This is a genomic window from Rhodobacter sp. 24-YEA-8, assembly GCF_900105075.1.
GTDB lineage: Bacteria > Pseudomonadota > Alphaproteobacteria > Rhodobacterales > Rhodobacteraceae > Pseudogemmobacter.
The window spans coordinates 182,750-203,922 of record NZ_FNSK01000005.1 but is presented as its reverse complement, the minus strand read 5'-3'; the positions used below and the strand labels follow the sequence as shown (position 1 = coordinate 203,922).

The 21,173-nt window shown below is 63.2% G+C and carries 24 protein-coding genes and 1 pseudogene; 11 read left to right on the top strand and 14 right to left on the bottom strand.

Annotated elements, in window-relative coordinates:
- Positions 1 to 5 precede the first annotated feature (5 nt).
- Entirely contained in the window at positions 6 to 608 is a 603-nt protein-coding gene (locus tag BLW25_RS22510; RefSeq protein ID WP_092904353.1) for a GntR family transcriptional regulator, read from the top strand.
- 22 nt (positions 609 to 630) lie between these two features.
- Here BLW25_RS22510 and BLW25_RS22505 read toward each other — a convergent pair whose 3' ends face one another.
- The 5 genes from BLW25_RS22505 to BLW25_RS22480 form a co-directional block, all read right to left on the bottom strand.
- Positions 631 to 915 (bottom strand): PRC-barrel domain-containing protein, encoded by a 285-nt coding sequence (locus BLW25_RS22505; RefSeq protein ID WP_092904351.1) that lies wholly within the window; start codon positions 913 to 915, stop codon positions 631 to 633.
- Positions 912 to 1,103: a DUF3008 family protein gene (locus BLW25_RS22500; protein ID WP_092904349.1), complete on the bottom strand. Its 192-nt coding sequence runs from the start codon at positions 1,101 to 1,103 to the stop codon at positions 912 to 914. The genes BLW25_RS22505 and BLW25_RS22500 overlap by 4 nt, the downstream gene beginning before the upstream one ends.
- 16 nt (positions 1,104 to 1,119) lie before the next feature.
- Positions 1,120 to 1,641: an MgtC/SapB family protein gene (locus tag BLW25_RS22495; RefSeq protein WP_092904347.1), complete on the bottom strand. Its 522-nt coding sequence runs from the start codon at positions 1,639 to 1,641 to the stop codon at positions 1,120 to 1,122.
- 589 nt (positions 1,642 to 2,230) lie between these two features.
- Entirely contained in the window at positions 2,231 to 2,821 is a 591-nt protein-coding gene (locus BLW25_RS22485) for an exopolysaccharide biosynthesis protein (protein WP_092904343.1), read from the bottom strand.
- A gap of 491 nt (positions 2,822 to 3,312) precedes the next feature.
- Positions 3,313 to 3,627, bottom strand: coding sequence for a hypothetical protein (locus tag BLW25_RS22480; protein WP_092904341.1), 315 nt, complete (start codon positions 3,625 to 3,627; stop codon positions 3,313 to 3,315).
- Between the two features lie 1,150 nt (positions 3,628 to 4,777).
- Between BLW25_RS22480 and BLW25_RS22475 the strand changes: the two genes are divergently transcribed.
- A complete protein-coding gene (locus BLW25_RS22475; RefSeq protein ID WP_171909720.1) occupies positions 4,778 to 5,713 on the top strand; it encodes an HWE histidine kinase domain-containing protein in 936 nt (311 codons plus the stop codon).
- On the opposite strand, the pseudogene BLW25_RS22470 reads toward BLW25_RS22475, so the two are convergent.
- Positions 5,662 to 6,196, bottom strand: a pseudogene (locus BLW25_RS22470) (SDR family oxidoreductase). The gene BLW25_RS22475 and the pseudogene BLW25_RS22470 sit on opposite strands and share 52 nt — an antisense overlap.
- 291 nt (positions 6,197 to 6,487) lie before the next feature.
- Between BLW25_RS22470 and BLW25_RS22465 the strand changes: the two are divergent.
- The 3 genes from BLW25_RS22465 (at position 6,488) to BLW25_RS22455 (ending at position 9,285) form a co-directional block, all read left to right on the top strand.
- Positions 6,488 to 6,841 (top strand): response regulator, encoded by a 354-nt coding sequence (locus BLW25_RS22465; protein WP_092904337.1) that lies wholly within the window; start codon positions 6,488 to 6,490, stop codon positions 6,839 to 6,841.
- Positions 6,842 to 7,047: 206 nt separating this feature from the next.
- Positions 7,048 to 7,611, top strand: a complete 564-nt coding sequence (locus BLW25_RS22460; RefSeq protein WP_092904335.1) for a response regulator — start codon at positions 7,048 to 7,050, stop codon at positions 7,609 to 7,611.
- 84 nt (positions 7,612 to 7,695) lie between these two features.
- Positions 7,696 to 9,285, top strand: coding sequence for a sensor histidine kinase (locus BLW25_RS22455; protein WP_092904333.1), 1,590 nt, complete (start codon positions 7,696 to 7,698; stop codon positions 9,283 to 9,285).
- A 150-nt stretch (positions 9,286 to 9,435) separates the two neighbouring features.
- Here the strand turns inward: BLW25_RS22455 and BLW25_RS22450 are convergent, their stop codons facing one another.
- Positions 9,436 to 9,975 carry a sigma-70 family RNA polymerase sigma factor gene (locus BLW25_RS22450; RefSeq protein ID WP_092904452.1) on the bottom strand — a complete coding sequence of 180 codons (540 nt, stop codon included), beginning with the start codon at positions 9,973 to 9,975 and terminating at the stop codon, positions 9,436 to 9,438.
- 913 nt (positions 9,976 to 10,888) lie between these two features.
- Between BLW25_RS22450 and BLW25_RS22445 the strand changes: the two genes are divergently transcribed.
- Positions 10,889 to 11,416, top strand: coding sequence for a hypothetical protein (locus BLW25_RS22445; RefSeq protein WP_092904331.1), 528 nt, complete (start codon positions 10,889 to 10,891; stop codon positions 11,414 to 11,416).
- Positions 11,417 to 11,445: 29 nt separating this feature from the next.
- Positions 11,446 to 12,039 carry a hypothetical protein gene (locus tag BLW25_RS24805; RefSeq protein ID WP_216279491.1) on the top strand — a complete coding sequence of 198 codons (594 nt, stop codon included), beginning with the start codon at positions 11,446 to 11,448 and terminating at the stop codon, positions 12,037 to 12,039.
- 196 nt (positions 12,040 to 12,235) lie between these two features.
- Here BLW25_RS24805 and BLW25_RS22435 read toward each other — a convergent pair whose 3' ends face one another.
- From BLW25_RS22435 to BLW25_RS22420, 4 genes are read right to left on the bottom strand one after another with little or no spacing between them, the layout of a single operon-like run.
- A complete protein-coding gene (locus BLW25_RS22435) occupies positions 12,236 to 13,516 on the bottom strand; it encodes an NAD(P)/FAD-dependent oxidoreductase (protein WP_092904329.1) in 1,281 nt (426 codons plus the stop codon).
- A 50-nt stretch (positions 13,517 to 13,566) separates the two neighbouring features.
- Entirely contained in the window at positions 13,567 to 13,884 is a 318-nt protein-coding gene (locus tag BLW25_RS22430; protein ID WP_092904327.1) for a hypothetical protein, read from the bottom strand.
- Entirely contained in the window at positions 13,881 to 16,358 is a 2,478-nt protein-coding gene (ctaD, locus tag BLW25_RS22425; RefSeq protein WP_092904325.1) for a cytochrome c oxidase subunit I, read from the bottom strand. Before ctaD ends, BLW25_RS22430 begins: the two co-directional genes overlap by 4 nt.
- Entirely contained in the window at positions 16,355 to 17,053 is a 699-nt protein-coding gene (locus tag BLW25_RS22420; protein WP_092904450.1) for a cytochrome c oxidase subunit II, read from the bottom strand. Before BLW25_RS22420 ends, ctaD begins: the two co-directional genes overlap by 4 nt.
- A gap of 48 nt (positions 17,054 to 17,101) precedes the next feature.
- Between BLW25_RS22420 and BLW25_RS22415 the strand changes: the two genes are divergently transcribed.
- On the top strand, positions 17,102 to 17,644 hold the full coding sequence (locus BLW25_RS22415; protein ID WP_092904323.1) for a DUF2231 domain-containing protein: 543 nt from the start codon (positions 17,102 to 17,104) through the stop codon (positions 17,642 to 17,644).
- Here BLW25_RS22415 and BLW25_RS22410 read toward each other — a convergent pair.
- From BLW25_RS22410 to BLW25_RS22400, 3 genes are all read right to left on the bottom strand, one after another.
- A complete protein-coding gene (locus BLW25_RS22410) occupies positions 17,605 to 18,087 on the bottom strand; it encodes a CopD family protein (protein WP_092904321.1) in 483 nt (160 codons plus the stop codon). The two genes, BLW25_RS22415 and BLW25_RS22410, sit on opposite strands and share 40 nt — an antisense overlap.
- Positions 18,084 to 18,818, bottom strand: coding sequence for a cytochrome c oxidase assembly protein (locus BLW25_RS22405; protein ID WP_092904319.1), 735 nt, complete (start codon positions 18,816 to 18,818; stop codon positions 18,084 to 18,086). The genes BLW25_RS22410 and BLW25_RS22405 overlap by 4 nt, the downstream gene beginning before the upstream one ends.
- 87 nt (positions 18,819 to 18,905) lie before the next feature.
- On the bottom strand, positions 18,906 to 19,463 hold the full coding sequence (locus BLW25_RS22400; RefSeq protein ID WP_092904317.1) for a hypothetical protein: 558 nt from the start codon (positions 19,461 to 19,463) through the stop codon (positions 18,906 to 18,908).
- Between the two features lie 276 nt (positions 19,464 to 19,739).
- Here BLW25_RS22400 and BLW25_RS22395 point away from each other — a divergent pair, with 276 nt between their 5' ends.
- Genes BLW25_RS22395 through BLW25_RS22385 form a run of 3 tightly spaced genes read left to right on the top strand, consistent with a single transcriptional unit; the run spans position 19,740 to position 21,133 of the window.
- Positions 19,740 to 20,006, top strand: a complete 267-nt coding sequence (locus tag BLW25_RS22395; RefSeq protein ID WP_092904315.1) for a hypothetical protein — start codon at positions 19,740 to 19,742, stop codon at positions 20,004 to 20,006.
- A gap of 53 nt (positions 20,007 to 20,059) precedes the next feature.
- Positions 20,060 to 20,839, top strand: a complete 780-nt coding sequence (locus tag BLW25_RS22390) for a peptidoglycan-binding domain-containing protein (RefSeq protein WP_092904312.1) — start codon at positions 20,060 to 20,062, stop codon at positions 20,837 to 20,839.
- A gap of 51 nt (positions 20,840 to 20,890) precedes the next feature.
- Positions 20,891 to 21,133 carry a hypothetical protein gene (locus BLW25_RS22385; protein ID WP_092904310.1) on the top strand — a complete coding sequence of 81 codons (243 nt, stop codon included), beginning with the start codon at positions 20,891 to 20,893 and terminating at the stop codon, positions 21,131 to 21,133.
- The last annotated feature ends 40 nt before the right edge of the window (positions 21,134 to 21,173 follow it).

Here is a 21,173-nt window from a genome sequence, read left to right as displayed (position 1 = left end):
ACGTCATGCCAGCCGTCCCAACGCCACAGCTGATCGCGGATGAACTGGCAAGACGCATCATCCGCGGTGAACTGATGGCGGGTGAAAAGCTTCGACAGGATTACCTCGCCGCTGAATTCGGAACCAGCCATGTCCCCGTGCGTGAGGCGCTGCTGAAACTTGTCGCGCGCGGCCTGGTCGTTTCACAGCACAACAGGGGCATGCAGGTTGCACCGCTTGATCCGATGGCCCAAAGGGAGCTGAAGCTGATGCGGCTGGCGCTCGAGCCGCTGACCTTGCTGCATTCCGTGCCCAATCTCACCCCCGGCCAGGTGCGCGAGGCCGATGCCCTGCGCCAGGCCTGTGACCAGGCGCAGAATATCTTTGACTGGGAAGAGCTTAACCGCGCCTTCCATATGAAGATCTATGAGGCCTGCGAGATGCCCCGGCTGTTGGAAGCGGTCGAGAGCATGCAAAATCTGGCGGCGCGTTATATCCTTGTCCATTACAGCAAACGGTGGAAACCGCGCGTCGACAATGATCATTATGGTATCATGGTCGCCATCCGCCGCCATGACACCAAAGCTGCCTCAGCCATTCTCGAACGTCACCTGAACCGCCTGAACTGATCGCCCCGGCCTGGCCCACGGCTCAGAGCTTTATTTCGGGCAACATCTCCAGGTCGTGGAGTGTCAGTCGCGTCTCGAGCATGATTGCTCCGTTTTCCTCCCGGCCAATCCGCATGTCGGTCGCGGCCAGTTCAATGGTTTTGCCACCGGCGCAAAAGAGCCCGCCGAGCTCCACAAATATTACCGCGGACTTGCCGGAGCCGAGAACATCGCTGACTGAGCCGACGGCTTCGTTTCGTGAGGCGAAAACCTGTTTGCCGACCAAAAGGGCGCGGGTGATTTCAGCGGGCTGCAAAGGGGTCATCATGGGTCATCCTCCACCCTGTCCGGCAAGCCGTCATGCGGGGTGGAGGCGAGTTCTTCCAGCTCGGCCTCGGTCATGCTGTCAAACATTTCCTTTGACGCGCCAACCAGATCCTTGCGCGCCGTTTCCCCCCGTTTTGCCGACAGGGCAGCCCCGGCCGCCTTTTGTTGAGCTTTCGATTTTGCGGGCATCTTTGCCTCCTTCCCGTCAGTGATTTTCGTCCGCGGTGCTGGCTTCACAGCTTCGCGCAATGCGGCGCGACACGCGCCCGAGCACCCACAGCACCAGGATCGAGAGCACCGTCGCCATGATGGCAAGCGGCAGGAGGCCACTGCCACAGGCGAGGCCGATGGCTCCGGCCATCCACATACCTGCGCCGGTCGTCAGCCCGGTGACCTTGCCGCCCGAGGTAATGATCGAGCCTGCGGCGAGGAAAGCCACTCCGGCGGTGACCGCCTCGATCAGGCGCAACGGGTCAGTCTGCAACCGCGTGGCTCCGGTGAATTCCTGCGCCATGATCTCGGCTGCGATCAGGGTGAACAGGCAGGCCGCCATCGAGACAATAATATGGGTCCGGAGCCCTGCTGCACTGGCGTGAAGCTCGCGCTCCAGGCCAATTGCTGCGCCCAGCAGCGCGGCGAACAGCAGGCGCACCAAAGCTGCTTCGGCGCTGACAGCTTCGAAAGGGTCGCGGAACTCGTTACTTACAAGGCTGACTATGCTCTCCATCACCTCTCCTCATTCAAGGCGAAATTATTGCGGAAGCTGCAAGGTGACATTGGGCGCTCCTGTGCAGCGACATCCAATCCTGAGCCCCGCTCATTTGTTCCCGCACGCCCCTGGTTGCGGCGAAAATCCCCGGTTCTTGCCGCGCCGGGCGGCAGCAGACTGCCGATGCAGTCACAATGTGCCGGCGACCATTCATGGCAGCGGGCTGTTTCCCGGCCCTCAGGCATAGATCTTGGTCTATTCCGGGGTTATATCGGCGGGTGTATTGCAACCGGATCGAGGCCCTTGCGGATCAGTCCCGATCAGCTGAGCCTGATGCGGGACGGGAATGGCAGGGGGCACGGCAAAACCGCCCGCACGAAAGAGAAGATGCAAGACCTGCCAGAGCATCTGCACGGACCAGTCTTCGCGGCCTGGCGCCGCCAAAGAAAGCGGCCAGAGAAAAGGCGCCTGCAAGTGCAGGCGCCTTAACGTTTTTAACGGTACATATCTGAATGGAGCCTTGCTTCAGCTATGGTCCCGCACGGGGTAACGCCCAGACGCGGGAATTGTTCCCCGCAGAGGGTGGGTCAGACAAAGAACGGCGCACTCAGAACAGGGCCTCACCAAGCAAACGCACCATCCAGACCAGGGCGCCAAGGCACAGACCTGCCAGTATCAGCAAGGCGCCGTCCCGGGTCAGAACAGCCGCAGCCACGAGGGCAATCAGACCAGAGGCAACGGTGCCGGTGCCCGGCACCAGTTCCATGAAGGGCATGACGAGAGTGAGCGCGAGGATCAGGAAGAGCCAGATATAGAGACAGGGCTTTTCTGTCAGAAAGCTCAGCCTGGGCTGCAGGATCTGGTCCACGACCGCAATCGGCCTGCGCAGCCATAAAACGGCGGACCGCAGGCGTTCGCCCGGAATTTCCCGGTCGGAAAGCAGATCGGGCAACCAGATATGACGTCTGCCGGCAATCATCTGCGCCACAAGCAGAAACTCGACCAGCGCGACCACCGTCGTCACACCGGGCACGATACTGGCCGGAGAAACTGCAATCAGCGCAAAGATCAGCATCAGCGTCGCGAAAGACCGCGCGCCGATCGCCTCGGCCACCGCGCCGATGCTGACCGTACCGGTCGCGCCAATCTCGTCCAGCTGATCAAGCACTGCACTCAGAACGTCCTTGCGGTCATCCATATCCTTGCCGGTCCTTTGCCATGCAGGGAGTCGTAAAACGCGTTCGCGGCAGCACTGTTCCGGATTATTTCTGAGCAAACCGCCCCACGCCCGGTTCCAGGCGAGGAAACGACAGGACCGCCCCACCGCAAAGCCCGCTGTTCCGCACCGGGCATATCCCTGGCCATCCCGACCACCATCCGGACCGGGCCAGTCCCGCAGGGTCTCTGCCGCCAGTCTTGCCGCAACCGGGCTCTGGCCTGACCGGCGGCCCCCTTTTCTGGAAAGACATGACGAAAATTTGGAGCGGCCCGTTGCAAGGCGGGCCGCAGGGCGTTGCGAAAATACGGTCTGTCGATGTTTTCCCGCCGTCCTGCAGGGGCCGGACAGGCAGGAAGACCGGCAGAGCCCATTCCGGAAGTCCCACCGGAAACTGCATAATTTAAGGGCCGCGCTTGTCGCGACTGCAAGACTGGCCTCACCAACGCCTCCGGCAAATATCTGGGCCTCGTCTACCCGGGTGTCAGCTCCTGCGGCGCGTTGGGCACCGGCGGGCTTTCGCGGGTGGTGGGCGGCGTTGCTGTGCCCCCGGACGCTCCGGGCTGGGCCCCGGGCTCGATCACCTCGGCAGGTATGGTGGACTGCGCGGGTTCGTTGACGGTTCCGGCATCAAGACCGGCGGGTGCGTCCGGATCGGCTTCCACGACCTCTTCTCCGACCCAATAGACAATCAGCAGGACGCCAAACAGGGCGGCTGCGGCGATCCCCAGCAGAGGGGCCCAGTGACGCTTTCGCTGCTTTTCGAGGTTGGTATTTGGCGCAGACATGGTGCTCTCCTTTCTGTGCAGGTTCCGTGACAAACCGGCGCCGGGCGGTGATGTTCCCGCGCTGAGGAAATTGGCTGTAACGCAACCTGATCAACCTGCTGCCCGCCGGGCCGGCAAAAACGCAGCGCGGGCGGGGCTGCACTATCGGGTGGCCGCGCCTTGCGCCTGGCCAGCCCGCGCAGGACAGCGGCGCGCAGGACAGAATCCGCCTGGCAATCAGACGGCGGGAAACCACAGGGGCCGCCAGGTGTTCAGATAAGACCGACCACTGATGAGAGGATCGAAGATGCCTGTCAAAACACGACACAAAGGCGAAGTGCCCCGGGACGCTGCCAAACCTTCAGTCCTGGATGATGAGACATATCCCGCGGATATGGAGGATGAGCGCTCGGAGCCTGAGGGGCAGGGCGATGGCAAATCAGGGCCGCGAAATCCAAAGACGATACCTAACCCTGACGGATAATGCCTGACGCTCCGGCCAGGCCCGCCGCCGTCGGACCTCCGGGTGCAACAGGCGAAGTGTGTCTCACAAAGCAGATCCGCTGCATCACCCAGGCACCGGGAGCGTCACCGGGAGCCTGGCTAGCGGATTGCGGCGACCCTCATGGAGGTGGTCGTCGCATTTTCGGCTTATGTTCTCAAGCGCCGGGATGCTGGAGCCTGACCTTCGGAGCCCTGAGCCCCTTGCCGGGTAAGGATTGGGGCAAGTTCTGCGGGGGGAGGGGCTGTGCCCCGGCTGACCATTGCGGAAAACACTGACAATCTCCTCGCTTGGACGGCCCCGCGTCAGTTGCGCGCAGGAGCTCCGGAACAAAGGGGAATCCGTTGCACAGCGCCTGCGGCGCGGAACGGAGGCTGAGGAAAGCCCGGCAGCGGTGCCATCCGGACTGACCCCGCACCAGATTTGTCTTGATTCATTTGTGGAAGCCCACAACTATCCCGGTACCAGATGCCTTAAACGTCTGAATTCAGGCATGGGTTTCCTTCTATGGACAGCAAAACTGATCGGGCCATGAACGCCCAGGTTCGTGAATTTGACTGGAGCATAACGCCGCTCGGGTCGCAGGCTGGCTGGCCGGTCGCCCTGCGCATCACATCTGACCTGATCCTGCGATCCGACTTCCCCAAATGTCTGTGCTGGGGACCTGAAATGATCACGATCTACAATGATGCATTTGTGCCGATCCTCGGGCGTAAGGCACCCTGCCTTGGCCAGCCGTTCAGTAAGATCTGGGCCGAAGCCTGGCACGAGATCGGGCCGATCGCGGACCGGGCGCTGCAAGGGCATTCGACCTTCATCCGCAATTATGAGCTGCAGATCGAACGCGGAGAAGGCAATGAAACCGGGTGGTTCACCTTTTGCTACAGCCCGGTCGCCGATGAGAACGGCGTGATTTCGGGGTTCATGAACACCGTTATCGAGACGACTGGCGAGGTTATGACCGCCCGCCGCAGCAGCATCCTGAACGGGGAATTGCGCCACAGGATCAAGAATGCCTATGCGAAAGCCATTGCGATCGTGCGGCTGACCTTCCGTCAGGCCAGATCGGTCGAAGAAGCAAAGGAAGCCGCTGTCAGACGGCTGTGTCAGCTTGACCAGGCGCAGCGGGCGCTTCTTGCGGATGCCTATGGCACGCTCGACATCCGCACGCTTATTGCCGATGCCCTTGCCGGCAGTCTGCCTGAAAACCGGCTTGTCATGCGCGGTCCGCCTGTGATGATCGAGGCCGACCAGGTGTTCGCGCTGAGCCTTGCTTTGGGAGAACTGGCGACCAATGCTCAGAAATACGGGGCCTGGTCGGATGACAAGGGCCGCGTGCTGATCGAATGGACGCAGCGGCGTGGCCAGTTCGAGCTGGTCTGGCGCGAAGTTGGTGGCCCCCCCGTTATCGAGCCCGCAACCAGCGGCTTCGGGCGGGAGCTGATCGAAGCCGCGCTCAGTCATGAGTTCCGGGGCGAGGCGCTTTTGAAATTCGACCCCGCAGGCGTGGTTTTCACGCTGCGATCCTCCGCCATCGGGCTGGAGCCCGCAGATCAGATCAGCGGTCTGCCACCAGTCACGGCCAGGGTGGCGCCCGAGATATAGCTCGACATCGGTTCTGCCAGCATCACATAGGCCGAGGCCAGCTCCACCGGCTGTGCCGGACGCTTCATCGGGTAGTTTTCACCGAACCCGGAGACTTTGTCGGCGGACATGCTGGCCGGTATCAACGGGGTCCAGACCGGGCCGGGGGCGACGCAGTTCACCCGGATCCCCTTTTCCGCCAGCAATTGCGCCAGGCCGCCGGTGAAATTCTGAACAGCCCCTTTGGTGGTCGCGTAGGCCAGCAGGGCCGGATCTGGCATATCGGCATTGATCGAGGCCGTGTTGATGATGGAACTGCCACGCCGCATATGCTGCACAGCCGCCCTGGTCAGCCAGCACGACATCTGCCCCTTCGCGCGCATAGGCAATGGCAACCGCCCGACCGATACCGCTTTCGGCGCCAGTGATCACCGCTACCAAACCTTCAAGCCGACCGGCGCCGATCCAGGTTTCTTCACCATGATCCGACGGGGGCTGCATCATCCGGAAGCTGCCGGGCAGATCCTGAACCTGTTCCGGGGAGGTTGGCCCCGGGAAATCGAAGTATTTCGGCAGCTTCCCTTGTCCGTCCCCTCGCCGGTTTTGTCATGTCCCGGCGCGTTGGCGATAATGGTGGGCGGTTCCGTCTGGTCAGAAGAATTGCGCATGTCATATCCTCCGCTTTAGAGATTGCTGCGTGAACAATCAGAACAGCGGTTTGTTCCCGCATGCGAGCGACCTGGAGTGTGGCTTCACGCGATTACTGTCTTACGCAAAGCGAAGGAGTATGATCCCATGAGGAACCCGGATCTGAGCTCACTTCTGCCTGCATTGAGTGGAATATCTGTCCTTGTCGTCGAGGATGAGTATCTTCTGGCCACTGATCTTGCACAGTTTCTGCAACGGGGCGGGGCCTGTGTGATCGGCCCCTTTCCGACGCTGAGCGAAGCACTGAGCAGTGTGTGCGCTGGTGCAAAACCGGATTTTGCCATGCTCGACGTCAATCTGAGGGGCGAGATGGTATTTCCGCTGGCCGATCACCTCATTGCTGCGGGGATCCCATTCCTTTTCATGACCGGATATAACACAGCCTCTTTGCCGGCGGCCTATGCCGAAATTCCCCGTCTTAGAAAACCAGTGGATCTCTGACCCGTCTTGCAGGACAGGCAGATCTTTGCCAGGCGGATATCCGCAGATTCGCCGCGCATGGATCATAACACATTGATAAGTATAATATGTTATGAATTATGAGAAGGTTGCGACAATTTCATCTTGCGTCATACTGCAGGCATAGTCCGATCCGTGCCGGGCCCGCTGCATCTGAACAGCTGAACCAGCCGCGAGACCGATAAGACATGCAAAACCTTTCTGGCCGCACAATCATGATCGTCGAGGATGACTACTATGTCGCCTCCGAACTCGCTGATCATTTCCGGGCGGCAAAGGCCAGGGTGCTTGGGCCGTTTCCATCAATCATCGAGGCCACGGATTATGTCGGGGACACCGATCTTGCGGTGCTGGATGTCAATTTGCGGGGACAGAAGGTCTATCCGCTGGCCGATCTTTTGATGGGCGCAGCCATTCCCTTCGTGTTTTACTCGGCACATGAAATTGCCAGAATCCCGCGACGGTTCGCCCATATCGCGCGCCTGCCCAAACCACATGAAGCCAGCAAGGCTGTGGCGCTTTTGCAAAGCCAGATCCATACGCAGACGCTGATCGCCCTTCTGCCGAGGCTCAGGCTCTCGGCGCGGCTGATGCTTTCCGACGCGATGGCCGCAGACCGGCTGGTCGAGGCGACTTTGAGGCTCGCCTTGCGGGAACATCACAGCCTGGCAACGCTGCCTCCACTGGAAAAATGGCTGCAACGGCTGATGGAACGTGTTCTGGCAGAGCGAGGCCGTGAGTTCCTGCAATGACGGGAGTGCGGCAGGAACCGGGATCAGCTGCCGCTGCCTCGGAGAGTTGTTGCAGCCCTCTGCGCGAGACGCCCGGGATATCCGATGAACGATGCTTCCTTTCCTGATCCGACGAAGGATCCCGCAGATCTTCCCCCCGAGGTTACGGCAGTAATTGGCATCGGAATCTCCGCGATCTCACTCGCCTCGTTTCTGGCTGTCCTCGCCGCGATAAAGCCTGGTCATGGTGGCGCTTACCTGGTTGCGATTGGCGGCGAAGACCGCAAATTCTGTGCCGATATCCTTGCCCGGGCTGCGGCTGTCACCTCCCTGAAGGTCGCTATGGCCGAAGACGGCGCGCGCCTTTTGCCAGAGCATGTTTACATCGCCGGCCCTGACCACCTGCTGACACTTGAGGCCGATCACCTGTCTGTGCGCGATCCCCCGGCAGGTGAGACGACCGGGGCCGTCGACACATTGTTCGCTTCCATCGCGCGGGCTGGGGGGCGTCATGCGGTCGCTGTCCTGCTCAATGGGCTGCATGCCGAGGGCATAGTCGGGCTGAGGGCCGTGCAGGACTGCGGCGGTCTGACAATCGGGGAATGGGATCCGGGCTTTCCTGACATCCGCGACACACCAGACCGTATCGCCGCTGAAATCGACCGCTGTATCGGCAGTCTTGCGGGCCTGCCCAAGGCGGGCCTCCGCAAAGCCGAACGCGCGCGGCAAGACAGCGCGGCGCGGCTGCACAGCCTGATGGAAGGGTTGCCACAGCTGTTCTGGCGTGCCGATCCGCGCGGCTTATGGACCTGGGTCTGCCCGCAATGGACCACCTGTACCGGTCAGCCTCTGGAAAGCGCTCTGGGCGAGGGCTGGCAGATACAGGCGCATCCCGACGATCTGGATGCTCTGCGGAAAGCCTGGGCCGCTGCCACAGGCGCAACGGAAACGCAGGGCTTTGCAGCTGATTTCCGGCTGATGGATGCCACGGAGGGGGGATGGCGCTGGTTTCGGACGCGCGCCACCGCTGTGCGCGACTGCGACGGGAAGATCATTGAATGGCTGGGGACCTCGACAGATATAAACGAATTGCTCAGCCTGCAGGAACAGCAGCGGGCGCTGGTCGGGGAACTTCAGCACAGGACACGCAACCTGCTTTCCGTGGTGCGTCAGGTTTCACAGCGCACCCTGAAATCTGCGCGCGATCTGGAGGATTTCGGGCGGCGTTTCCGGGACCGACTCGAGATGCTCGCGCGGGTACAGGGCCTTCTCTCGGATCTCGACGGGAATTCAGGCCTCGGTTTCGACGCGCTGGTGCAGGCCGCGCTTTCGGCTGTCGGCGCGGATTCTGGCAAAAGCGTGAGCCTTGAAGGCCCCTTAGATGTGTCACTGAGGCCTTCCGCAGTGCAGTTGCTGGCCATGGCCCTGCATGAACTTGCCACCAATGCGGTGCAGCACGGTGCTTTGGGATCGGCGGCGGGACATCTGCATATTGGCTGGCGGATCGAGGGGAACGCCCCATCACGGTTGCATATCCTGTGGCGTGAAACGGGTGTCTCTATGCCCGGGGCCGAACCTGCCTGGGGGCAGGGGCGCGAACTGATAGAGCGCGCATTGCCCTATCAGCTTGATGCGGCCACCACCTTCCGGACCGGTCCGGACGGGATCCTCTGCACGATCTCATTGCCAATCTGATCTGCGGACAGCGCCGAAGAGCAGTTCGATCCGGAACATCGCCGTCGCAAGTCGGTTCCCGATCCGACTGCCCCCAATGTCGCAGGATCCTTGACCTGGCGGGCAGCGTTTCGCAGAGGACCGGCCCGCCGGCAGTTTATGATTGCAGGCCTAGTAGTTGACGGCGATCAGGTCGCGCAACTCAGTCATCTGCAGATCATCCATCAGCATTTGCCGGCCGCGGCTGATCCGGCTTTTCACGGTGCCGACGGCGCAATCGCAGATCCGCGCCACATCCTGATAGCTCTCGCCCACCAGAAAGACGAGTACCAGGGCTTCCCGGTACTGCGACGGCAGCCGCCGGATCGCCTGCATCACCCGGCTGCAGGCAATATGTGCGTCATGTACGGGAAAAGATATCACCTGGCCTGAGACACAGTCCTGACCGCCAACCGGCTCGCGGGTTCTTTTCATGATGCCGGTCAGAAAGCTGTTGCGCATGATCGTAAAAAGCCAGGCCCGAAGATTGGTGCCTGGCTGAAAGCGGTCAATATTTGCAAGCGCCTTCACAAGCGTTTCCTGGACGAGGTCATCGGCCTGTGGCCCGCCGCGTGTCAGGTTGCGCGCATAGATGCGGAGAAACGGGATCATTTCGACCACATTCTCCGAAGCTGCTCCGTCCTGCGGTCGTGTCTGCTTCGAGATGGTCATGATCGTCTCCCTATTCTTCTGCATGAAAGGGAAACGGGACCGGGAGAGTTAAGTTCCCGGGAACCTCAGCGCGCGGCGACAATCCGCCGTTTTGCTCAGGCGGTATCGTCTGTTGCTGTACCCTGACCGGAAGAGAGGTCCGCTGAACGCTGGTCAAGCGCCCTGCCGACTTCGGCAGCGAGCGCATTCAGCCGATCCGGAACCGGCTGAGCCATAACCGCTGACAGCAGTTCCTGGCGTGCGGCCCGTATCGGGTCTTCCTCTTCGGAAATCCGCTCCGGATCGGAGCCAGGGAACGGAATTACAGAGTTACTCATCGTCACAATCCAGCATGCAAGCCTCGACAGTCAGTTTACCCGGTTCCACCATTTATAACAGCCTGAATAAAGCACCTGCCTGACCTCTGTGGGACCATTGCGATACAACGGAGAGACCCCTCGGGCGATAAAGCTACCAGATACCGCGTTGGCGGCCGTGGAATTGCGGTCACAGTGCTTTCTGCCGCCTCTTCGCGGTGAGAGCTCTCACGCTGACCGCAGCCGTGACATTGCCCGCCTCAACCCGAATTTGAGGACAGTGGCGGCGATATCGTCAGGCCCCGCCAGCCCGTCGCATCGGCCCTCAAAGATCCGGAGGTTCCGACAGGCATATTTCATCGCCCCGTTTTCCCCGCCATTTCCCATCTCATCTGCTCCTCGCAATGCGGATGCGCCTCCCGCCCCGCGATCAAAGCCAGGCTGATCAAACCGGGAATGTCGCCGGATTGTTCCACAGAACTGGCGGGGAATTGCATGGGCGCGGGATGCCGCAACCGGGAACATTCTTTGCGGTGGGGGGTTCATGCAGCCACCTGGTCGCAGCGGTTCCGGCAGATCCGGACCCAGAAAAGTGGCCGCTCACCGAGGAGGACGAAATGAAACGCCAAGCTTATGCAGTCCTGATCATCGCCGCGCTGGCGGCACCATCCGCCATGATGGCACAGGAAGAAATTCCCGGAATGCCGGATATCTCTCCGGATCAGCAGGAACAGACCACGCAGGGCCTCGCGACTGCTGACTGCGAAGAGCAGCACCGCCTTTTTGATATCAATGGGGACGGCTTTATCAGCCAGTCGGAATCCGAACGTGACTTCGCCCGCGCCGGCATTGACGGCGTGACAATCGGACCCGATGGGCTGACCCGTGACCAGTTTCTGGCCATCTGCGCAGCGGACAGCTGGTCACAACATACGCCCGAAGCCGGCGCCCCGCTGGAAGGTGCGAACAGTTTCACCGAGGCACAGGCAAGGCAGCGCGCCATCGCCTGGAATGTCACCGATGTCTCGGCGCTTGCCCTCGACGACCAGGGTATCTGGCGCGGCACTGGCAAGGTCGGCACTGACGCGGTGGCCGTGGCCATCGACTACAGGGGCAATGTCGTCACCACGCCTGCCGCCCAATAAAACTGTAACCCGACAGAAGGAGCTATAAAATGGCTGTTCTCACAAGAGTTTATGAAGATATCAACACGGCAGAGCGTGCCCGGGCGAGCCTTGACTCGCTTGGCTGGAGCGATGTCGAGGTCTCGATCCTGGGCAATGATCGGGTGCGTGAGCACTACGGGTCGGTCGACGCCGCCCCCAGGGACTTGTCGGGGACCGCAACCGGCGCGGGGATTGGTGCCGTTGCGGGTGGTGGTGCCGGATTGCTGGCCGGCCTCGGGATGCTCGCCATTCCAGGCATCGGCCCGCTGGTTGCAGCGGGCTGGCTTGCGGCGACAGCCGTGGGTGCGGCTGGTGGCGCGGCCGTCGGGGGCACGATTGGCGCCCTGGCGGATATCGGTATCAGTGAGGCCGATGCCCCGGTCTTTCACGAGGCAATGCAGCGCGGCAATGTCGCCCTGACTGTCCGCTTCCCCGAAGAGCGCCGTGCAGAAGTGACCGCAGCGCTTGCCAAGGTCCCCGAGGTCGGCATCGGCGATCTGCGCTCGCGTTTCGAGGTCGGGGGCTGGCGCTATGATGAGGCCGAGGCCGAGCGCCAGGCGCGTCTGCGGGAACATGATCCGTCGCGCTTTCCGCCTCTGTAACCGGTCCCGCCGTTTCCCGCACCCTTGTGACAAGGGTGCGGGTCTTTTTGCCACTGCGGTTGGTGCCGGGTGTCCAGGTATAACCAATCCGATATTGCCCTGCGGCGGCGCGGCTGGCGGGGCCTGACCGGCCTATATGCCGTCTGCTTATCAGCCGCGCTTTCTTTCCGGATTGCCCCCACCAGATGCGAAACTATCAGTCGATGGCAGGCTCATCGCCGGGTTTCGGATGTGCGATCAGGCGGCCGCTGTTCTGGCCGCGCAGATAGGTCCAGAGCCAGTTCCAGGCCACAGATGCCCGGCTGCGGGTGCCGATCAGAAAGAAGATATGGGCGATCCCCCAGATCCACCACGCCAAGGCCCCCTTAAGGCTCAGCCGCCCGATCTTCACGACAGCGGCGCGTTTCCCGATGGTCGCGAGATCTCCTTGGTGGCGATAGTGGAATGGCGCGGGGGTTGCCCCGCCCTTCAGCCTTGCCCGGATGATACCGGCGACATGGCTGCCCTGCTGCTTTGCCGCGGGCGCGATGCCCGGCACCGGATCGCCATTTTCCTGCACCACCGCTGCGGTGTCACCGATCACAAAGATCTCGGGGCGGCCCGCGACTGTCAGATCCGACTGCACCCGCACGCGCCCCGCTTTATCCCCCTCCACCCCCAGCCAGTCTGCCGCAGGCGATGCGGCAACACCCGCCGCCCAGATCAGGGTGCGGCAGGGCAGGAATTCATCCCCGATCTGAACGCCGTCTTCGGTGCAATCTGTGACCGGGGTGCCAAAGCGCAGGTCTACCCCCCGCCGCTCCAGCGCCCGGGCGGCATAGGCAGAGAGATCCTCGGGAAAGGAGGGGAGAATGCGCTTGCTCGCCTCGATCAGCAGGACGCGCGTCTGGCTGGTGTCAATATTGCGAAACTCACCCCGGATCATGTTGCGGGCGAGGTCGGCCAGCATTCCCGCCAATTCGACCCCGGTCGGGCCACCACCGATGACGCCGAAGGTCAGCAGCGCCTCGCGCTGCGCGGGATCGGGTTCGGTCTCGGCCCGTTCAAAGGCCAGGAGGATGCGGTTGCGGATCCGGGTCGCATCTTCGATCGTCTTCAGCCCGGGCGCATTCGGCTCCCATTCCGGATGGCCGAAATAGGCATGCGTCGCCCCGGTGGCGATGACCAGCATGTCATAGCTGATCTGCGCCCCGTCATCGGTGATCACCTGGCGCCGGTCGGGATCGATGCCGCGCACCCGTGCCATCAGGGTTGTCACATCCGGCCGGTGCTCCATCAGGCTTCGGATCGGCCAGGCGATTTCGGATGGGGCAAGGATGGTGGTCGCCACCTGATAGAGCAGCGGCTGAAAAAGGTGGTGGTTGCGCTGGTCGATCAGGGTGATGCGCAGGCCGGCGCCTTTCAGTGCCTGCACGGTTTGCAGCCCGGCAAAACCGGCGCCGATGACGACGAGGTGAGGCGGTTGCTGGCTTGTCATGGGCGGGGTGATCTCCTTTTGAGGGCAGGGGCCGGTAGTCTCTGGCCGTATTATGGCCCGGTGCCGCAGGTCGTCAGTCCGAGGACAGGGAAAAGGGTGAGTAATGTTGCCATCAGACCGATCCAGCCGCCAGCGCGGATCAGTCGGTCGGGAATGTCGCTGCCGCGCGGGGAACACCAGAGGATCACACCCGCCGCCGCGACGCATATCAGCCAAAGCGATATCAGCGTGAAATGATGCAGATCGCCGACAAGGGCAGGGCGCCCGGGCCAGCCGCGCGCGCAGCCGATCCCATGCGCCGCGTAGATTGCGCAAAAGCCTATGGCCCAGAGGGTCGGGCCAAACAGGGCGCGCAGGGGCCAGCTCATGTGACTATCTCCTGCCCGGTGATGAGAAGCGTGAGGATCAGCGTGGTCGCAAGTGTGAAATCCTGCCAGGCGCGCCAGATCGGCCAGGCCGAAAGGCGGGCCGGCGCGATCCTGCCATCCCGGCGTTGCGTGAGGCACAACCCGGCAAAAAGCGCGGAAACCGCGCAATGCAGCGCGACATAGCCAAGCCCGGCCGCGCGCAGTGCGTCGCGGGCGTGATGCGTCGGATCATCAAGCTGCAATGCCAGACCGCCGATTGCCCCAAGCCCCAGCAGCAAAAGCGGCAAGGCGATAGGCACCCCGGCTGCAAGGCGGAAACGCGCCAGCCCGGAGGCTGCGATCAGGATCAGGATCAGCACGGCAGTCAGCGCGGCAGTGAGAGGGGTCGCGATGCCAGAGGGCGGTGCGGGCCAGCCAGGGGCAATGACCGAGAGGAACCCGACTGCGAAGAGAAAGCAGGTAAAGAAAGTGCCATTCGCGATCAGGAGACAGGTGAGCCCGGTCCGCGCCAGCCCGTCGGGGATCATGGCGTTGACGGGGAGACTCAGCCCCGGCGCGAGACTGATCAGCGCCTCATCCCGGGGGCTGCCCATGAAACGGTGCCACTGCCAGATGATTGCCGCGATGGCCACAAGACCAAGAGGCGCCAAAAGATAGAGCCCGAACAGCATCGTCAGGACAAAGCAGCCGATCACGGCCGCGGTCACAATCGGCAGCGCGGAATTCCCCGGCAGTACAGCGATATGACGCGGCGCGCCGCTGATCGCATCGACCACCAGCGTCTCGCGCCGCGCGCGGGGTGCTCCGGGCAGCAGCCCTTCACCGCGCGCCAGCTGCAACGCGCTCTGGCCGGGCAGCGGCAGCGAGGCGATATTGTAGCTGGGGGCGGGCATCGGCATCGCCCATTCAAGTGTACCGGCGGTCCAGGGATCGCGCCGTGCCTTCGTGCCGAACAGCGTCTGCAACACCAGATCCAGCGCGAAAAGCGCAAAGCCCGCCGCCATCACAAAGCCGAAGAAGGAACTGACGAGATTGGGCCAGATCCATTCCGGGTTGTCGGGATAGACATCGATCCGGCGCGGCATTCCCAGCAGACCTGTCAGATGCATGATGAAGAACGTGCCGTGAAAGCCGATCAGGATCAGCCAGAAAGCCGCAGGCCCCAGACCACGCACCGCCGCGCGCCCGGTGAAAAGTGGCATCCAGTAGACCGCCGCCGCCATCATCGGGAAAACAAACCCGCCGATCAGCACATAATGCAGATGGGCGGTGACGAAAGCCGTGTCATGCGCCTGCCAGTTGAAGGGCACGATCGCCAGCATCACGCCGGTCAGCCCGCCCATCACAAAGGTCGAGAAGAACCCCATCAGATGCAGCATCGGCAGCCGCATCTGCGGTCTTCCCTGCCACATCGTGCCGATCCAGGCGAAGATCTGCACCGCGGTCGGCACCGCCACCAGCGCCGAGGCCGCCGAGAAGAACGCCAGCGCCATATGGGGAATGCCCACTGTGAACATGTGATGCACCCAGAGGCCAAAGGAGAGGAAGACCAGCCCCAGCACGGCAGCAACGATGGCGCCATAACCCATGATCTTTGTGCGGCACATCACCGGCAGGATCGTCGAGATTGCGCCGGCGGCGGGGAGAAAGATGATATAGACCTCCGGATGCCCGAAAAGCCAGAAGAGGTGCTGCCAGAGCAAAGGGTCACCGCCGCGCGTCACATCGAAAAACGGCCAGTCAAAGGCGCGCTCGATCTCGAGCAGCACCGAGCCGAGGATCAGCGGCGGAAAGCCCACCAGCATCATTGCGCTGGTCCCCAGCATATACCAGGCGAAGAGCGGCATTTCCGTGAGCTTCATCCCCGGCGCGCGCATTCTGAGGATAGTGACCGTGATCTCAACCGCTGCGGCCAGCGCCGAGATTTCGACAAAGGTCACCCCCAGCAGCCAGACATCGGCATTGATCCCCGGGCTGTAGGTCTTTGACGACAAAGGCGTATACATGAACCAGCCGCCATCCGGCGCGACACCCGCGACCAGCGCGGAAAGAATGATCAGACCCCCGAAGAGATAGCACCACCAGCCAAGCGCCGAGAGGCGCGGGAAAGCAAGGTCGCGCGACCCGAGCATTTTGGGCAGCAGATACATCCCCAGCCCTTCCAGCATCGGAATGGCAAAGAGGAACATCATCAGGCTGCCATGCATGGTGAAGAACTGGTTATAAAGTGCTGTGTCGAGAAACGCGCCGCCGGGTGTTGCCAGCTGCGCCCGGATCAGCATGGCGAGACAGCCTGCAATGGCAAAGAACACGAAAGAGGCCAGCATGAACCGCAGCCCCAGCTCGCTGTGGTTGACCGAGGTCAGGACGCCGCGCAGACCCGCCGGGCGACCCCAGATCTGGTCCAGCTCGCGGTGCAGGTGCAAGGCGCGCCACGGCGGGTTGGCGGCAAGGCCCGGGGGGAGTTCGGTCATGGAGTGCCCTCCTGGTGGGCGGCAGGCTCTGCCCGATCCGCCGGGCCGGAGGTGCCTGAAAGATCGCTGAAATCGGGCGGGCGGGCCGGATCATAGGCCAGCACTTCAAACCGCATCCCGGCATAGCCGATGCCCGAGAATTCGGCGGAAGCGCCGTGGTAGAGGCCGGGCGCTGAGGCCTCGATCCGCAGAAGATTGTCGCGGCCGGGCAGGGCGTCCATCTTGCCCGCCAGCTGGGGCACCCAGAAGGCGTGGATCACGTCGTCCGAGCGGATCACGACATCAATCGGCGTTCCTGCGGGGATGTAAAGGCGACCCTCTGTCCCGATCATCACCCCATCCGGGCCGGGCTGGTTAAAGCGCCAGTTCCATTGTCGCGCTATGGCTTCGACACGGACAACATCCGCACCGGGGCGGGCCTGGATCCGCTCGCCCACCCAGATGCCTGCGCCGACCACCGCGATCAGAACGGCAAAGCTGAAGCCAAGCCCCATCCCCCTGATCCAGAAGCTTTCTGCGGGCGGGCGGATGCCCTGGCGCGCAAAGCCGCGCCAGACCAGCACCAGCACCAGAAGCGTGATCAGCGTGGCGCCCGTGAGCATCGCCCACCAGAGGGCCGCGATATCAGCGGCCGCAGGCCCCTGGGGGGAAAGGGTCGAGAGCGGCCCGCCACATCCGGCCAGCGCCGGAACCATCAGCGCCGCCGCTGGTTTTCCAACAGCCGCAGAGGAGGACAGACGCAGATGACCCAGGCCAGACGACCCCGCCGCAGGCTCCGCGACCCGATCCATGAGCATCGGAGCTTTCACCGCACCGAGTCGAAGATCGCCGTTGCGGGCCACCCGATCCATGCCATGCTGGTGGCCTTCCCCATCGCGCTTTGCGTCAGCACGCTGGGCGCAGATGCGCTTTACTGGTGGACGGGGGATCTCTTCTGGCCGCGCGCGGCGCTCTGGGCGGCAGGCGTTGGTTTCGGGATGGGTATCCTTGCCGGACTGGCGGGCACTGCCGAATTGTTGCTGGTGCCGGGTATCCGTATCCGCGCCGCCAGCTGGACGCATTTCATCCTCGCGGTGATGCTCCTGTCGGTGCTCGGCGCGAATTGGGGGATGCGGCTTGCAGACCCCGTGGGCGCGGTACTGCCCTGGGGTTTTCTTGCATCGCTGCTTGCGACCGGGATGACTGCGATGACCGGCTGGCATGGCGGCAAGCTCGTGTTCGACTACGGGCTGGGAACGCAGAGCGATCATGATGCGCCCCCTCCTCCGCGTGGTGCGAGGAACTGATCCGGGATCAACCCGCTGAGCGGCGTGAGGTCTGGCTTGCCGAGAACCAGCGCCAGCACAATCGCGATCAGCGGCAGGACCAGCAGCAGCCCTGCAAGCGGCGCGGCCTGCCAGTGGCTGCGCTTCTCTTCGCCCGAGCGCTGGATGAGGTGGCCGAACCAGACATGCACCAGCACCATTGCGGCCACGAAAGCCAGTTTCACCAGCAGCCATGGCGCGAAAACCTGCGCGGCAAAGATCAGCGCGGTGCCTGCAATGATGGTCACCAGCGCGGCGGGCGTTGCGAAGGCGATATAGCCGATATGGGTGACAAGCCGGAAATGCACATATTGGCGCTGGTTCCGGGCGCGGCCATGGGTTTTCATCAGCAGCGGCAGCGCGATCAGGCTCGCGCACCAGCAGGCGAGTCCTGCGACATGCAGGAATTTCAGGGCGGTAATCATGCGGCCTGCCCCACGCGCCAGGCGCGTCTGAACATGACGGCGGCGACCAGTGCCAGCGGCAGCAGCCCCGGCACCCACATGATCAGCCCGGCAGTTTGCTGATCGGCAAGCGGCTCGATCCCCCAGGCAAGTGGTGCCGCCATATGTTCCGTATAAAGAAGCCGGTTCGAGAAGGTCAGTACCGCCCCGATCAGCCCCATTACCCCCGCAAGCGCGCCGGTCAGCGCCGCATTGACCAGAACCGCGCCCGCGTCGCGATCCGCCGGGAAAAAAGCAGAGGACCAGAAGGCCCAGGCGGGCAGCAACAGGGCGAATTGCAGCAACCAGTAAATCCCGGCGCTGTCCCAAGCCGCGCTGTAGACCGCAGGAATATGCCAGAGAACCAATGCGCCGGCGGTCAGGAAAAACGCGACCGGCGCGCGCGACCAGCGCAGGGGCAGGCAAAGCGCGAGCATCGGCGCGGCAAGGCTCACGAGTAACAGATGATGGAGGGATCTGGCGCTGAAAAGGGCAGTGGTCATGGCGCAAAGCGGCGAGACGAACGCAATGACAAGAGCGCCCCATGCCATCAGAAAGACGCCCCGGCCCTGAGCGCGGAAAAGGCCGAAGATCAGGGCCGCCAGCAATGCCGTCAGAAGGCCCGGGTGAAAATTCCAGCTGCTCAGCAGCGCGGCCGGGTCTGGCGCAGGGCCGCACCAGGGAACCGGGTCTGGCAGTCCTGTTCTGTCCATGAAAGCGTTCTCCTGAAATATCTCTGTGGCGGCGCGGCAATGTAATTCGCAATCCGGCAGATGGTTTTCCCCTCGCGCCCGGAACGGTCAGCGAGGCGGGGTTCCGGCCTGTTGCGCGCGGCGTAAATCGGGCAGAGAACTGGCATCGGTCTGCGCCAGCACCGCTTCTACCTCGCCCCGATAAGCCTCCGGGAAACGCACGGCGACAGCGACGCCGCCTCGCCGGAACGTCTCGGTGTAGAGATCCGCATCCTCTTCCTGGATGCCAAGATCGACCAGTGCCCCGAAAGAGGCGCCGGCCAGCGCGCCACCCGCCGCGCCCGTCAGTGCAGTGACCAGCCACCCGCCGGCGGCGACCGGGCCAAGGCCGGGGATGACGATAAACCCAAGCCCTGCGAGAAGGCCCGCACTGCCACCCACCGCCGCGCCGAGCGCCCCACCCGCCGCTGTTGCAGGGGCGGGTTCGGGGATCCGGGTCTTTTCGCCCGTGACCGGATCCCGTTCGATCCGCATATCGCGATATTCCCTGAGGGCATCCCCGCCAAGGATCGACGGCTCGACCGAGGGCAAAGCCAGCGCCTCGATCTGTTCAACGGCGCGCATTGCGGCGGCGTGATCCTGGTAAAGCCGGGTCATTACGGGCATGTCATTCTCCCCCTTCCGGACAGGTGGTCTGCTGGCGGCCCGCCCTTGCCTGTCCAGGCGACAAAGGCGGCGCATGAGGGGAAGAAACCTTTTGGACTGCGATTTGTTCCGAAGTGATCCCGCCCCGCGAGGTACCGCCCCACTTTTTAAGCTCCGCCGCACCCGGGAGGCGAAAAAGCGCTGCATGACAGATCGAGACGGAACAGAGCCTGCAGCAGCGGGTTTGCTTCCTGTGCCGGACACCATTCCGGCCTCACATCAGACGGAGGGTTTACGATGCCACATGGAGGCGAAGATCCCGATCTGCCGGTCACGCCGGCCCCGCCCGCAGGCCCGGATGTACCGCAGGATCCGGCCGATACGCCGGTGCAGGACCCGAGACCGGGCCGCCGCGGCCCGGATATCCCGCAACTCCCCGAAGTCGGAGACCCCATTCCCGCGCCAGATCGGCCCGAGGGGCCGGTCGCCTCTTCTCAGGACAGCGGGGCAGGCGCCTTGCAGGCCCGGTCCGCCACCGCCGCATCAGGGCCTTTCCTGTGCTGAGGCGGTCTTGTGCCATGACAGGGCGCACAGCGCCTGACCAAAGGAGGAACACTATGAGGAAGTCAGTCTCTGCTCTTGCGATTTTCGTCTGTCTCGGGGTGCAGTCTCCGGCACGGGCGCAGGGGGATCTCGAAGGTATCATTTCGGGCGTTGCACAGGGCCTGCTGGTACAGGAGCTTGACCGCCAGGCCGGCGCCGAGGCGCGGCAGACCGGAACGCTGAACGGCTGGCGTGCCTATCTGCAACGCTTCCCGAATGGCCTTTCCCGTGCCGAAGCGGAACGCGAAATCGCGCGGCTTGGCGGCGTGGTCCGCCCTGTTGACCCGAAGCCCCTGCCCGCACCCGCGCCTACCGACAGTGCCAGCAATGCAGAAGCGGCGCTCGCGCTGAGCCGCGATCAGCGGCGCCAGATCCAGAGCCAGCTGACCTCGCTTGGCTATGATGCCGGGGTGGCGGATGGTCTCTGGGGGAGCAAGACCCGCGACGCCATACGGCGCTGGCAAACGGCAAACGGCGTGGCCGCCAGCGGTTATGTGACCGACCGCCAGGTCCGCCAGCTTCGCGATCAGGCCGGAACGGTATCGCCGCCGGAAAACACTGTCGCCATGGATGACCGGGCAGAGGAGCGCCTCCTCGGGCTGACGGTCCCGGAACGCCGCGATCTTCAGCGCCGCCTGACGGCACTTGGCTATAACACGCGGGGCACCGATGGTGTTCTGGGTCAGAACAGCCGCAATGCCATCGCGACCTGGCAGCGCGACGAAGGGCTGCGGGCCAGCGGCTATATCACCGCCGACCAGCTGCGCGAACTGCGCCGGCAAAGCGGCGGGTGAAACCGGCATCCTTTGTGGGGTGCCCTGAACCTGATATGAAAGGAGAAGAGGATGTTTCCCTGGCTGCGCCTTCTGCTCGTCCATCTCTGGGCGGCCTGCATCGCCGGAACGGTGGTGATCGCGGGCCTCGCGCTTGGCTATTATGATGCGGCGACCTTTGTCATTGCGGCCCTGGCCGGGCTGCTGCTTGGCGTTCCGGCAGGCCTTCTGAACTGGATCTGGCTGCGCCCGAACCGGTCACGCGAGATCGGCTGGACCTGGCCTGTCGCAGGTTTTATCCGCCGCGCGACATAAGGGTCTGCCCCCGTCGCGCGACTGTGGCGGGCCTGTCGGC